This window comes from Streptomyces sp. NPDC002870 (assembly GCF_042888505.1).
Taxonomy (GTDB): Bacteria; Actinomycetota; Actinomycetes; order Streptomycetales; family Streptomycetaceae; genus Streptomyces.
In genome coordinates this window covers 54,011-66,208 of the sequence record NZ_JBIAPW010000047.1, presented here as the reverse complement: position 1 = coordinate 66,208, position 12,198 = coordinate 54,011, and the positions used below count along the sequence as shown (strand labels likewise).

At 71.4% G+C, this 12,198-nt stretch carries 13 protein-coding genes; 2 read left to right on the top strand and 11 right to left on the bottom strand.

Going from position 1 to position 12,198, the window contains the following annotated elements:
• Positions 1–95: 95 nt before the first annotated feature.
• Positions 96–917 carry a helix-turn-helix domain-containing protein gene (locus ACFYWY_RS35180; RefSeq protein WP_389194598.1) on the bottom strand — a complete coding sequence of 274 codons (822 nt, stop codon included), beginning with the start codon at positions 915–917 and terminating at the stop codon, positions 96–98.
• A 113-nt stretch (positions 918–1,030) separates the two neighbouring features.
• On the opposite strand from ACFYWY_RS35180, the gene ACFYWY_RS35175 reads away from it, so the two are divergent.
• Positions 1,031–1,462 (top strand): hypothetical protein, encoded by a 432-nt coding sequence (locus ACFYWY_RS35175; RefSeq protein WP_389194595.1) that lies wholly within the window; start codon positions 1,031–1,033, stop codon positions 1,460–1,462.
• A 320-nt stretch (positions 1,463–1,782) separates the two neighbouring features.
• On the opposite strand, the gene ACFYWY_RS35170 is transcribed toward ACFYWY_RS35175, so the two are convergent.
• Both ACFYWY_RS35170 and ACFYWY_RS35165 read right to left on the bottom strand, forming a co-directional pair.
• Entirely contained in the window at positions 1,783–2,517 is a 735-nt protein-coding gene (locus tag ACFYWY_RS35170; protein ID WP_389194601.1) for a DJ-1/PfpI family protein, read from the bottom strand.
• Positions 2,518–2,523: 6 nt separating this feature from the next.
• Positions 2,524–3,117, bottom strand: coding sequence for a hypothetical protein (locus tag ACFYWY_RS35165; RefSeq protein WP_389194593.1), 594 nt, complete (start codon positions 3,115–3,117; stop codon positions 2,524–2,526).
• Between ACFYWY_RS35165 and ACFYWY_RS35160 the strand changes: the two genes are divergently transcribed.
• Positions 3,116–3,445 (top strand): SDR family oxidoreductase, encoded by a 330-nt coding sequence (locus ACFYWY_RS35160; protein WP_389194591.1) that lies wholly within the window; start codon positions 3,116–3,118, stop codon positions 3,443–3,445. The two genes, ACFYWY_RS35165 and ACFYWY_RS35160, sit on opposite strands and share 2 nt — an antisense overlap.
• Positions 3,446–3,586: 141 nt before the next feature.
• On the opposite strand, the gene ACFYWY_RS35155 is transcribed toward ACFYWY_RS35160, so the two are convergent.
• The 8 genes from ACFYWY_RS35155 to ACFYWY_RS35120 form a co-directional block, all read right to left on the bottom strand.
• Positions 3,587–4,783, bottom strand: a complete 1,197-nt coding sequence (locus tag ACFYWY_RS35155; RefSeq protein ID WP_389194588.1) for a M6 family metalloprotease domain-containing protein — start codon at positions 4,781–4,783, stop codon at positions 3,587–3,589.
• Positions 4,784–4,847: 64 nt separating this feature from the next.
• Entirely contained in the window at positions 4,848–6,113 is a 1,266-nt protein-coding gene (locus ACFYWY_RS35150; protein WP_389194586.1) for an alpha/beta fold hydrolase, read from the bottom strand.
• Between the two features lie 121 nt (positions 6,114–6,234).
• Positions 6,235–6,957: a GntR family transcriptional regulator gene (locus tag ACFYWY_RS35145; RefSeq protein ID WP_389194583.1), complete on the bottom strand. Its 723-nt coding sequence runs from the start codon at positions 6,955–6,957 to the stop codon at positions 6,235–6,237.
• Between the two features lie 45 nt (positions 6,958–7,002).
• A complete protein-coding gene (locus tag ACFYWY_RS35140) occupies positions 7,003–8,385 on the bottom strand; it encodes an aldehyde dehydrogenase family protein (protein ID WP_389194580.1) in 1,383 nt (460 codons plus the stop codon).
• Positions 8,382–9,386, bottom strand: coding sequence for a proline racemase family protein (locus ACFYWY_RS35135; RefSeq protein ID WP_389194577.1), 1,005 nt, complete (start codon positions 9,384–9,386; stop codon positions 8,382–8,384). Before ACFYWY_RS35135 ends, ACFYWY_RS35140 begins: the two co-directional genes overlap by 4 nt.
• Before the next feature lie 46 nt (positions 9,387–9,432).
• Positions 9,433–10,338, bottom strand: a complete 906-nt coding sequence (locus ACFYWY_RS35130; RefSeq protein WP_389194574.1) for a dihydrodipicolinate synthase family protein — start codon at positions 10,336–10,338, stop codon at positions 9,433–9,435.
• 72 nt (positions 10,339–10,410) lie between these two features.
• Positions 10,411–11,886 carry an FAD-dependent oxidoreductase gene (locus ACFYWY_RS35125; protein WP_389194571.1) on the bottom strand — a complete coding sequence of 492 codons (1,476 nt, stop codon included), beginning with the start codon at positions 11,884–11,886 and terminating at the stop codon, positions 10,411–10,413.
• A complete protein-coding gene (locus ACFYWY_RS35120; protein WP_389194568.1) occupies positions 11,867–12,181 on the bottom strand; it encodes a (2Fe-2S)-binding protein in 315 nt (104 codons plus the stop codon). Before ACFYWY_RS35120 ends, ACFYWY_RS35125 begins: the two co-directional genes overlap by 20 nt.
• Positions 12,182–12,198: the final 17 nt, after the last annotated feature.

The window sequence follows — 12,198 nt, the reverse complement described above, 5'->3', positions numbered from 1 at the left end:
GCGCCAACTTCGCCCGTACACGGTTCACTTCGTGTGCGTCCACCCATTCAACATGCTCCCGATCAGGCCCGACCGGAAGACCTAACGGAGTCCTACTAGGCGTCCGGCTTCGTGCCGCCCGGCGTGGCCAAGTCGCGCAGGAGCGCTTCCGTCGCCTCGTCCATAGGGAAGAACGTCTCCACCGCGAGTTCGGAGAGTGTCACGTCCGCGGGGGCGCCGAAGGTCGCGATAACGCTGAAGAGGGACATGTCCCCGTACGGCGTGCGGACCCTCAGTGGGACCACGAAGCCCATCGGGTCCACCGGGCCGGGCGCGAAAGCGAGGCCCGGCGGGGCGGGATAGGCTGAGACCTCGTCGTACAGCTCGCGCAGATCGCGGTGGCCGGTGGCGTTGACCTGGTGCTGGAGGCGGCCGAGGGCGTGGGCGCGGACCTCGGCGAAGTTCAGGCACTGGGGCGCCAGGCCGTCGGGGTGCAGGATCAGCCGCATGACGTTCGCGCCCGAGTCCGTCAGGTGCGGCGCAACCATGTTGAGCAGCACGGACATGGCCCGATTGCAGTCGACGACGTCCCAGATCCGGTCGATCGCGGCGGCCGGGTAGGGGTCGTGGCCTGCCAGCATGGTCGTCAGCGCCGTACGCACCATGGCCATCCGGTCGCTGCCCAGGGGGCTCTCCCGGTAGGCGGGGGCGTAGCCGGCGGCAAGCAGCAGGCCGTTGCGGTCGCGCAGGGGCACCTCGAGGTGTTCGGCGAGCCGGAGCACCATCTCCCGGCTGGGCCGGGCGCGGCCGGTCTCCACACAGGACAGATGCCGGGTCGAGGTGTCCGCCTTCAGCGCGAGATCCAGCTGGCTGAGCTTCTTGCGCTGCCGCCAGTCCCGCAGTAACACCCCGACGCGGGGCAGGTCTTCCGTCTCCATGCTTCCACCGTAGCCGCCGTCGTGAGCAGTGCCATGACCTCGGAGGTCATGGAGTCCGCGACCTGGTGCGTGTCACGGTGGGATCACCCCCGACGGCGAGAAGGAGTCCTGAGATGACGCACACCCTGGCCACGACCGACACGGCGGCGCCCCCGCGCGACACGGCCCGGCTGCTGCGCCTGGTGCTGCGCGTCGACAGTGTCAGCACCGCCGTGATGGGAGTCGTGCTGATCGCGGCCGCCGGGCCGCTCGGTTCCGCCACCGGGATGCCGGTGCCGTTCTCCGTCGGGTTCGGGATCTACCAGCTCGGCGGGGCGGCGGCACTGGCGCTGGTCGCGGGGTATCCGGTGATCCCGCCCGGTCTCGTGTGGGCCGTGATCGCGGTGAACGCGCTGTCCGCCGTCGCCAGTGTCGTGCTGGCCTTCGGCGGCATGGTGCCGCTCACCGGCTTCGGCACCGTCTTCATGCTGATCGGCGCGCTGATCGTGACCGTCTACGCGGCGCTGGAGTACGCCGGTCTGCGGCGCATGACCACGGTGGGCTGACCCGCCCCGTACGAAGTCGCTTCCACGAAGTCGCCTCCGCGCGCCCGGCGCAGGGCCGCGCGCGAGGCGCTGCTCGGCGGCGGGGTCGGCGCCTGGTTTCTCCGGCGAAACGGCTCGCTCGGGTAGGCCGTGACGCCACTGGGGCGCGCGCAGTACGGTAGGTCGCCCTGCTCAGGGGGAACGATCCGGTGGGCGGCTGGAGCCGGTTGGCATGCTGACGCCCCATCAGAATATGCGTCAAACATGCGTCAGCACGTGCCCTATGCCCCTGACCTGGCGAGACCGCCGAGCAACGCGCCGGGCTAGCCCTTCGGTCGCGCCTACCGGGACCACACTGTGCCGCGGGCCTCGTACTCCAGCATGGCCTCGACGCTCGTCGCCGCGTCGGGGCCCAGTTCGCGGCGGACCAGCCACAGGGCGAGCTCCAGGCCCGAGGTGATGCCCCCGGCCGTCACCAGATCGCCGTCGTCCACGACACGCGCGTTCTTCAGCACGCCGCCCTGCCGCTCCAGGTCCGGGCGCGCCTTGTGGTGAGTGGTACAGGGCCGGCCTCGGGTCAGTCCGGCGGCGGACAGCAGCATGACGCCCGTGCACAGTGCGCTGATGGTGAGCCCTGGGCGGGTCGCCGCTTCCAGTGCGCGGGGAAGGGTGCCCCGCCGTATCTCGGCCCACACCCCGGGATCCTGGCGGCGTGCGTAGCCGCCGCCCGGCACCACGATGATGTCCGCCTCGTCCGGGGCCCAGCCGTGCTCGACGCGGACTCGCGTTCCGTACGAAGCGCGGACGAAACCGGGGTGGGAGGCGGTGACATAGCGGACCTCGACCGCCCGGTCCGTGAAGAAACGGGAGGCTGAGAAGACCTCGTACGGTGCTGCGAAGTCGAGTTCCTCCACCCCGTCGAACATGACGATGTGCACCTTGAAGGGTTTCCCGCCCCCAGCGGTGCTGCTCTCGGCCGCGGAGGCGGCCGGGCCGGCTCCGAGTCCGGCGACTCCCGCGACCGCGCCGGTGACGCCGACGGCGGTCGAGGCCCGGAGCAAGTCCCTTCGGTTCAGGCTCATTCAGTTCTCCTCATCGGTGTGATGCGGACGGCATGGATCCGGGCCCGCCTTGGATGGTCGCTCGGGGCGGGACGGCCGGGCCCGCCCGCCGGGATCCATGGAAGCGGGGCCCCCTCCCACACCTGTCGCCGCCTTCACCGTTCCAGCGAGCCGCAGCCTCTTCGCAGAAGTCGATGGCGCCAACGCGCGAGTTCCCCACGGATCTTGTGGCATGCGCCACAGCGAGCCAGGCGTGCCCCGCGCGTATGGCGACGGCTTCGGTGTAACCAGATCCAGCCTGGCCTGTTCGAGCCGGCTGCGGCGGATGTACCCGGCGATGGTCTCCTCGGCCGCCGCGAACGCCCGGTGCAGCGTCCGTACAGAGACGTTGAGTTCGCGGGCCAGCATCGACGGGGAGAGATCTGGATCAGCGAGTCGGCTGTCCACGAGGTCTTTCGCCGCCTGGGCCAGTGTGAGGGCCAGGCGGGGCTCGGTGCCGTCGACCTTCTGCCTCAGCACCCCCTTGACCAGCTCGATCAGGGCGTTGTGCGCGGCCTGCGCGCCTGACGGGGTGAGGCCGTCGAAGGTCTGGCCGACCAGCTTCACATGGGCCATGAGCAGCCCCATTTCGGCAGAGGAGGCCGATCCGGCGATCAACCGGTCGCGGATCAGCGGTCTGAGGGATGACGCGGGCAGGATCAGTACCTTCGCCGTCGCGCGCTGCGCCATCACGCTCAACACCGGGATCACCGCGGGCGCCACCCCCGACACGCCGGTCGTGATGTCCTTCGCGGAGCGAATCCCCTTCGGCCGCGTCGCCGAAGCCGCGGAGATCGCGGGAGTCGTCGCCTTCCTCGCGAGCTTCGACGCGCGCTACATGACCGGCGCTCAGGTTCCGGTCGACGGTGGCCTCAGCGTGGCCGGCTTCGGTGAGCGCGCCTGACGGTGCGTGAGAGGGGACCGCGGCGGCATGCGCCTGCCGCGGGAGGGGCGGGCCGCCGCGAAGAGGCGCTCGTGACCAGCCGAAGATGTGCAGCTGGCGGAGCCGGAACCGGTGGGCGGGATCGGCTCCCGACCGCATGACCTAGGACATGCGGAGTTGCACCACATCCCCCGCTCCGCCGCCTGCGAGAACGTCGATACGGACGCCGCCGTCCGGGTCCGTGAAGGTCTGGCCGGGTGTGTACGCCGCCAGGTCGAGTCCGGTGCAGCCGGTGCGCGGCGTCGCGGACCGGTTGCCGTTCATGACCCGGACCGGCCCCTCGCCGGTCGGGGTCGCGGAGTCGACCTTGTAGATCAGGACACCGGCCGAGCACGCGTGCCGGTCGTTGCCCTCGGCCCGGCGGGACTCCGCGACGTACGCCGTCGTCTCGCTGATGCGCAGTACGGCGATCTTGGTACCGCCGGGCCGTTCCACGGGGGTCAGCCGTACGGTGCGCCGTCCGGGGGCGGCCAGGCAGGCGACCTGAGCGTCGCGGGTCCAGCCCAGCTTCCAGGAGTGCCAGCCCAGGTACTGGGGAGCGTGGCCGGCGATGTCGCCCATCACGTCCCAGCCGCCGACGTACTGATGGGTGGCGCCGGTGAAGGAGTACAGGTCCGGGAGGCCGAAGGTGTGGCCGGTCTCGTGGGCGACGACCTTGTGGCCCCAGCGCCAGAGGTCCTGTCCGAAGGTCACGGCCCACTTCAGACGGGTGCCGTCGGCGGTCACGCCGGACGAGGCGGGGTCGTGGAGGTAGGCCGGGGAGAAGGAGATCGCTGACGCCGCCCTGGTGGGGACGGTGTAGACCATGTCGTAGCGGGAGAAGTCCGCGTACGGGTCGGCGGCCGCGATCGCGTCGCGTACGTACTTTTCGTGCGTCTCAAAGGTGAGGCCGCGTTCGAAGCCGTACGAGTCCGAATCCGCCGGCATGCGGATCCAGCGGTGCAGTGAGGTGATGGCGAGTCCGGAGCGGCCGTAGCTGGCTGTGCGCATCCAGTCGGCGGCCGGGGCGAGCTGAGCGGCGTACGCGTCCGTGGAGTCGGTGGCCCGGGCGTCGGGGAAGTCCACGAACAGCGTCAGGACGCGCCGGGTTCCTGTGGCGGGCTGGAACTGGACCCGATCGGTGTCGTGGCCTTCGTCGGTCCACCCGGTCCTGCCGGGGAGCGCGCAATCGGAGGCGGGAACGGCCGGCTGAGGCGCAGAGGGCGAGGCGGCCGCGTTCGCCGTGGCGGAGGCGGTCAGGCACGAGGCGAGGGCAAGAGCCGCGGTGACAAAGCGCAGACAGGTCGGCAGGACAGACATGGGGACTCCTGTCGGAGGCGGGCGATGACTGATACGGCAAAAGCGGCGGAGCGAGGATGGGCGGCTAGGCGCGGCCCGCGGCCAGATCCATCAGGCGGGCGAGTACGCGGCCGCCGGAGGTGGTGACGCCGTCGTGCTCCCACTCGTTGGTGACCCAGGCACGGGTGGCACCGACTTCGCGCGCCGTGCGCAGGGAGAGGTCCGCGTCGACGTACATGTCGTCGTGGTAGACGACCGCGGCGAGGGGGACCTGGTTGGCGGCCAGGCGGTGGGGGTCGTAGAGAGGCGGCCAGTCGGTGCGCTTGGCCAGGAGGTCCGCGGCGTCCGCGAAGGGGCGCAGGCCCTTGATCTCCTGGAGCATCCAGGGGTAGATCATTTCCCCGGTGAGCAGGAGAGGGTCCGCCTCCTCGGCGAACTCGGGGAGGCCTGCGAGTGCCCGGGAGGCCGCCCAGCTGGTCGGCCCGGCTCCTTGCCCGTACGCGGTCTCCTGCATGACGGCGAACAGCGGGTTGTCGGTGAAGCCGGTGAGGGCCTCCACCTGGTGGAGGAAGGTGTCCGTCAACTCGCCGTCCGGGTCCAGGGATTCGTCGAGCAGCCAGTGGATCCGTTCGAAGCCGTCTCCCATGCCGAGAGCGAGGCCGAGGGTGCGAAGGCGGCGGGTCGTGAGGCGGTCCCCTCCCGGCAGCCGGATGTCGTCGGCCGCGAGGAGGTCGGCGATCTTGCGGAGTCGAGGGGCGTCGTCCGGGTAGCGGGCGTAGAACTCGAGGACCCGCTCCCGCACTCGGGGGTACGTGCGGGCGTACACGTCATCGGCGGTCGCGGTGAGACCGGGGAGGCCGCCGGTGACGTAGCAGGCCCGCAGACCTTCCGGGGCCTGGGAGAGGTAGGTGAGGGTGACGAAGCCGCCGTAACTCTGGCCGAGCGTCTCCCAGGGCGCGTCGCCGCACAGTTGGCGGCGTATCAGTTCCGCGTCGGCCACGATGGCGTCGGCGCGGAAGCAGGCCAGATGCGCGGCCAGTCGGGCCGGGGATTCGAACCGGGAGGCCGTGCGAGCGGTGATCGGGGTGGAGCGGCCGGTGCCGCGCTGGTCGAGAAGCAACACCCGGTGGGTCTTCAGTGCCTGAGGCAGCCACCCCGGCGAACCTGCCGAAGGGCGTGGTGCCTTGCCGCCGGGCCCACCCTGCAGATAGAGCAGGCAAGGCAGTTGTTCATCGGTGCGGGCCCGGTCGACGACCTCGCGCGCGAGCACCTGGATGGTCGGGCCGGTCGGAAGGGAGTGGTCCAGCGGGACGGTGAAGAAGTGATCGGTGGTGGCGTACGCCGGGTTCATGGGTCCCTTTCACAGCAGGGGGGCGTTGTGGTGTGTGACATTGCACAGATAGCGTGCATCACCGACCCGCTCCGAGGAGCCCTCACTCGGGCATAGCACCGCGTTATGGGGCCTGTGCGCCTCAGGCCGAGCGCTTTCCGGCGCCGCGCGCCGATCGCTCGGTTCCGGCCGAGGAAGAGCCGCCGCTGCCGGCCCACAGCGAGCGGACATGCCCCAGGTGCCTGGCCATGCACTTCTCGGCCCTCTTGGCCTCGCCCGCGAGCATCAGGTCGAGGAGCTCCAGGTGCTCCTCGGCAGAGGGGATCAGCTCGCCGCGCTTGTCCAGGCCGGTGAGCCCGTAGAGGCGGGAGCGCTTGCGCAGATCGCCGACGGTCTCGACGAGGCGCTCATTGCCCGAGAGCGCGAGGAGCGACAGATGGAACTGCCGGTCGGCCTCCAGGTAACCGGTCAGGTCGTGGTCACGGGCTGCCCGGACGATCTCCTCTGCGACCGGGCGCAGCGCCTCCAGCTCCTCGCGCGCGGCGCTGCGGGTGACCAGGCCGACCGTGGGGATCTCGATCAGGGCACGGATCTCCGTGTACTGGTCGAGGTCGCGCTCGCTGACCTCGGTGACCCTGAAGCCCTTGTTCCGGACGGGCTCGACCAGGCCCTCACGGGCCAGGTCGAGCATCGCCTCGCGCACTGGGGTGGCGGAGATGCCGAAGTCCTCGGCGAGCGTGGGCGCCGAATAGACCATGCCCGGCCGCAGCTCACCGGAGATCAAAGCCGCTCGCAGGGCGTTGCTCACCTGGTCGCGCAGCCGCTCCCGTGTGGCGTTGAGATCGGTGTGCTTCAGGTGCCCCATGGAGTTCTTGATCCCTTCGGTCCGGTACGAACCCACCGTACAATGTCACGTTGCCTTTGTAGGTGACAGGGTGTAGGTCCGGCTGGAGGTGTAGAACTCCAGCGCCGCCCGGCCGTGTTCGCGCGGCCCGTGGCTGGATGCCTTGGCGCCTCCGAACGGCAGGTGGAAGTCGACGCCGGTGGACGGTGCGTTGATCCTGATCATTCCGGTGTCGAGCCGGTCGAGTCCGCACAGCGCCGTGTTCAGATCTGCGGTGTGCACCGAGGTGACCAGGCCGTACGGCACGGAGTTGGCGATCCGCACCGCGTGGACCACGTCCTCGGCGGACAGCAGGGCAGCTACGGGTCCGAAGACCTCTTCGCGCAGCAGGCGGTGCCCCGGGGGGACCTTCTCGACCAGCGTCGGGGCCGCGTACCAGCCAGGCCCGTCCGGCACGGTGCCGCCGGCCAGCGCGCACAGGCCGTGCCAGGCGTCGCAGACCTGATCGCGGGCGTGCTGGTTGATGAGGGGCCCGCTCACGATCGCCGCATCGGACGGATCGCCGACCGGAAGGGCCCGCAGCGCCTCTGAGAGCGCCTCGCGCAGCGGGTCCAGCGCCTCGCCCACCGCGATCACGCGGCTGGTGGCGGTGCACTTCTGGCCCGCGTACCCGCCTATCGCGGTGGCGATGTGGGCCGCGGCCTGCTCGATGTCGGCGTCGGGAAGGACGATCGCCGCGTTCAGACCGCCCATCTCGGCCTGGACCGGAACGCCTCGGGCGGTGGCGCCGCGTGCGACGGCCTGTCCCACGGCGGTCGAACCGGTGAAGGAGACCACATCGGCGGAGGAGACGAGCGCGTTGCCCTCCGTCGCCCCGCCGGGCAGGACGGTGAACACCCCTGCCGGCAGGGCCCGCTGGACGATCTCGGCCAGGCGCTGTGCACAGGCGGTGGCCTCGGGGGCCGGCTTGAGGACGACCGCGTTGCCGACCGCGAGCGCCGGGGCGGCCTTCCAGCTCGGAATGGCGAAGGGGAAGTTCCAGGGCGTGATCAGTCCGGCCACGCCGTGCGGTCGGCGGCGGGTGAGCAGCAGGCCGGGGCCCACGGCGGTCTCGTGGACCGCGCCGACGGGCTCGTACGGGGCCTGGGCGTGGTAGCGCCAGATCGCAACCGTGCGCGCGACCTCGGCGCGGGCTTCGGCGAGGGGCTTGCCGACCTCCCGGACGGCGAGCGCGGTCAGCTCGGCCGCCGCGGCATCGATGGCGTCGGCGACGGACCCGAGAGCGGCCGAGCGGGCGGCCGCCCCGCCGAGGAGCCACCCCGGCTGGGCGGCGCGCGCCCGATCCACGGCGTCGACCGCCGCGTAGGCGCCGGGAGACGGAATCTGAAGGACTACGTCGGACGGGTCGGCCGGATTGCGTGAGGTGATGAGGGATGCGGTGGCGGTCACAGGAGGAAGCCTCCGGGGAAGGGGTCGTCGGGGTCGAGGAAGTACTGGGCAGTGCCGGTGATCCAGGCCCGTCCGGTGACGGTCGGCACGACGGCGGGCACCGCGCCGACGGTGGTCTTCTCGATCAGGCGGCCGGTGAAGCGGGTTCCGATGAAGGACTCGTTGACGAAGTCGCGGCCCAGGGGCAGCTGCCTGCGCGCGTACAGCTGGGCCATCCGGGCCGAGGTGCCCGTGCCGCACGGGGAGCGGTCGAACCAGCCGGGATGGATGGCCATCGCGTGCCGGGAATGGCGGGCGTCGGAGCCGGGAGCTGCCAGGTACACGTGCTTGACTCCGGCGATCTCCGGGCGCTCGGGGTGCACGGGCCGCTGCGGCGAGGCGTTGATCGCCTCCATGATGGCGAGCCCGGCGGCCAGCAGGTCGTCCTTGCGTGCCCGGTCGAACGGCAGCCCCAGCGCGTCGAGTTCGACGAAGGCGTAGAAGTTCCCGCCGAACGCTAGGTCGTAGGTGACCGTGCCATGGCCGGGCACGGAAACCCGGCTGTCCAGAGCGGCACAGAAGGCCGGCACATTGGTGAGCGTGACCGCCCTTGCCGCCCCGTCCGTCACCTGGACCTCGGCGGTCACGAGCCCCGCCGGGGTGTCGAGCCGGACCGTGGTGACCGGTTCGGTAACCGGCACCATGCCCGTCTCGACCAGGACGGTGGCGACTCCGATGGTGCCGTGTCCGCACATCGGGAGCAGCCCTGAGACCTCGATGTAGAGGACTCCGAAATCGGCGTCGGGGCGGGTGGGCGGCTGGAGGATGGCGCCGCTCATGGCGGCGTGGCCACGCGGCTCGTACATCAGGAGCGTACGGAGATGATCCATGTGCTCGATGAAGTGGAGCCGCCGCTCGGCCATGGTGGCGCCGGGGATCGTACCGACGCCGCCGGTGATGACGCGCGTGGGCATCCCCTCGGTGTGTGAGTCGACTGCGTGGAAGACATGGCGCGTACGCACGGGCTTCCTTTCGGTCAGCGGGCGGAGTGGTCAGCGGGCGGAGTGGTCAGCGGTGGCCGTCGGCGACAGCCTTCTCGGTGGCAGCCCGTACCCCCGCTTCCGTCTCGCCGGTGAGCGGGAAACGCGGCGGGCGGGTGGGCCCGCCGGGCCGCCCGACGATGTCCATGGACAGCTTGATGGACTGGACGAACTCCGTCTTGGAGTCCCAGCGCAGCAAGGAGTGCAGGGACTTGTAGAGCGGGAGTGCCGTGGCCAGGTCACCTGCGACGGCGGCGTGGTACAGCGTGGAGCAGCTGGCGGGGAAGGCGTTGGGGTATCCGGCGATCCAGCCGACGGCACCGGCGACGGCGAGCTCGAGCAGGACGTCGTCGGCGCCGATCAGCAGATCCAGTTCCGGAGCGAGTTCGGCGATCTCGTACGCCCTGCGGACGTCACCGGTGAACTCCTTCACGGCGACGACACTGCCGTCCTGGTGCAGCCGGCCCAGCATGCCGGGGGTGAGGTCGACCTTCGTGTCGGTGGGGTTGTTGTACGCGACGACCGGCACCCCGGCCCGGGCGACCTCGGCGTAGTGGGCGCGCACGGCCGACTCGTCGGCCCGGTAGGCGTTCGGGGGCAGCAGGAGCACCGAGCCACAGCCTTCCTCGGCAGCCTGCTCCGCCCAGCGCCGGGCTTCGGCGCTGCCGTAGGCGGAGACGCCGGGCATGACCCGCGCGCCGCCCGCCACTTCGACCGCGGTGCGCACGACGCGGGCCCGCTCCTCGTCGGTGAGGGTCTGGTACTCGCCGAGCGAGCCGTTGGGCACGACGCCGTCGCAGCCGTTGTCGAGCAGCCGGCGGACGTGGTCGGCGTAGGCGTCGTAGTCGACGGAAAGGTCGTCGCGCAGCGGCAGGGCGGTGGCGACCATGATGCCGCGCCAGGGGCGGGCGGTGTTCCAGGTGGTGGTAGTCATACCGACAGAACCCCTCTATGTCATGTGACATTTTATTTATGGATGTGCGACAGCCACAAGGGCGGCTCGCGGTCAGCCGTCGACGTCAGGGACGGCATCGGGCTCGGGCTCGCGTTCGGCGGGTTCGTCGAGTGCGGCGAGCGCCGATAGCGGGACGGGCACGGCGAACGGGCGGCGTTCGGCCGGGAGGCCGGCAGCTCCGTCGCGGGCCGCGAGGCAGGCCACGGCCGGACCGCACATCCGCCCCTGGCACCAGCCCATACCGGCCCTGGTGAACAGCTTGACGGTGCGTGCATCACGCGCTCCCAGGTCCTCGACCGCCGCACGGATCCGCCCGGCGGTGACCTCCTCGCAGCGGCATACGTCGGTGTCCCCGGTCAGCCAGCGCGACCACCCCGGGCCGGGCGCGTGGGCGGCGGCCATCACATCGGCGAAGGAGCGCATCCGGTCCCGGCGGCGCTGGAGCTCCCGCACCCGGCCGCCATGGGCAGGGCGTCCCAGCACCCGGGCGGCAGCGGCGACGCCCGCCAGCTCCCCTTCCGCACGCGCAAGTTGAGCCCCTCCGACTCCCCCGGCCTCGCCTGCCGCCCACAGACCGCGCACCGTGGTCTCCTGAAGGCCGCCCAGAGCCAGGGCGCTGGTGCCGTCGGGCAGTGAGCGAGTGGCGCACCCGAGCGCCGTGGCCAGTTCGATCTGGGGGACCAGGCCGTGCCCGACGGCCAGCGCGTCACAGTCGATTCGGCGTCCCGTCCCCGGAAGGGGCCGCCAGTCGCGGTCGAGCCTGGCGACGGTGACGGCCTCCACCCGGTCGGCGCCGTGGACCTCGGTGACCGCGCTGCGCAGCCGCAGCCGCGCCCGGTGCCACAGCAATGCGGTGCCGTGGACCAGCGCCTCGACCGCCTTGTGCGGATTGGTGACGAGCGCCCGGGGATGCCGGGCGTACCGCAGATAGCCGGACGCCTCGACGACGGCCGGCACCCTCGCGCCGGCGGCTGCCAACGAGGAGGCGACCGCGAGCAGCAAGGGGCCGCTTCCCGCCACGACGATCCGCCGGCCGGGCAGCACCAGGCCGGACTTGAGCATGGCCTGCGCCCCACCGGCGGCCACGACACCCGGCAGGGTCCAGCCGGGAAACGGCAGGTGGCGTTCGTACGCCCCGGTCGCGAGCAGCACCGCACGGGCCCGCACGCGCACGGGGCGGTCATCACCTCCGTCGGCTCCGGTGACGGCGTGCACGGCCCACATGCCGGTGGCCTCGTCGTCCTTCGTCACGCTCCACACGTGATGTCCGGGAAGATGACTGACGTCGCTTTGCGCCAGCCGTCGGCGCAGGTCGGCGTAGGCGGACCAGTCATGGTGCAGGGCTTCGGGCCGCACGGCCCCCATGGCAGGGGCGGGATGCCGGTAGAACTGCCCGCCCGTGTGCGCGGAGGCATCCAGCAGGGCTACGGAGAGGCCGAGTTCACCGGCCGTGACGGCGCCGGCGAGGCCGGCGGAACCGGCTCCGACGACCGCCAGGTCGTACGGCTCATACTGTGAGGCGGTCATGGCCGTGTCCCTCCTGTGTGGTGATCACGTCCCCGGGACGCGCGGGCACCAGGCAGGCCCTGCGATTGGGCTGCGCGTTGATGGTGGCCAGGCAGTCGAAGCACTGGCCGATGCCGCAGAACACGCCTCGTGGGCGGCCTTCACCTCGTGTGGTACGCCAGGCCAGAATGCCCGCGCCCCACAGTGCGGCGGCAACAGACTGCCCGGGCCGGGCGTCGATGCGTCGGCCGTCGAAGGTGATCTCGAAGGGTGGATCGGGCTGCGCCCCGACCAGTTCGGCGGGTGTACGGGCCACTGCGGGCCTCCTTTCTC